Below are 874 nucleotides of genomic sequence, written 5' to 3'. Positions count from 1 at the left end.
GTTCAAAGAGCTGTATGACGCAGATGTATCACCTGCGCTGGTCTCAAAGGTCACTGATGCCGTCATGGAGCAGGTCACCGAGTGGCAAAATCGGCCACTGGACGCAGTCTATCCCATTGTTTATCTTGACTGTATCGTGCTGAAAGTTCGACAGGACAGTCGCGTCATCAATAAATCCGTGTTCCTTGCCCTGGGTATCAACATCGAAGGCCAGAAAGAATTACTGGGTATGTGGCTGGCCGAAAACGAGGGCGCAAAGTTCTGGCTCAATGTGCTGACCGAACTCAAAAACCGCGGCCTGAACGATATCCTCCTCGCCTGTGTCGACGGGCTTAAAGGCTTCCCGGACGCCATCAACACCGTGTATCCGGAAGCCCGCATCCAGCTGTGCATCGTGCATATGGTGCGCAACAGCCTGCGGTTCGTCTCCTGGAAGGACTACAAAGCCGTCACCCGCGACCTGAAAGCCATCTATCAGGCCCCCACGGAAGAAGCAGGCCAGCAGGCACTGGAAGCGTTCGCCAGCGCCTGGGACAGCCGCTACCCGCAGATAAGCCGGAGCTGGCAGGCAAACTGGAGCAATCTGGCGACGTTCTTCGCTTATCCGGCAGACATCCGCAAGGTGATCTACACAACGAATGCCATCGAGTCGCTGAACAGCGTGATCCGGCATGCCATCAAAAAGCGTAAGGTGTTCCCGACGGACGATGCAGTGAAAAAGGTGGTATGGCTTGCAATCCAGGCTGCGTCACAGAAATGGACGATGCCGCTGAGGGACTGGCGTATGGCGATGAGCCGCTTTATTATCGAGTTCGGTGACCGCCTGGACGGTCACTTCTGAGAAAGGCATTTACACAGAATCGTGTACAGGGTC

Annotated in this window: 1 protein-coding gene; it reads left to right on the top strand. The window is 55.4% G+C overall.

What is annotated here, in order from left to right:
* Window positions 1-841 (top strand): IS256 family transposase (locus tag NG99_RS22250; RefSeq protein WP_034897935.1); only part of this gene is annotated, 841 nt, incomplete at its 5' end.
* Window positions 842-874 lie beyond the last annotated feature (33 nt).

This window comes from Erwinia typographi, from assembly GCF_000773975.1.
GTDB classification, from domain to species: Bacteria; Pseudomonadota; Gammaproteobacteria; order Enterobacterales; family Enterobacteriaceae; genus Erwinia; species Erwinia typographi.
The sequence above is the reverse complement of the archived record's forward strand: the minus strand, read 5'-3'. Positions and strand labels throughout refer to the sequence as shown.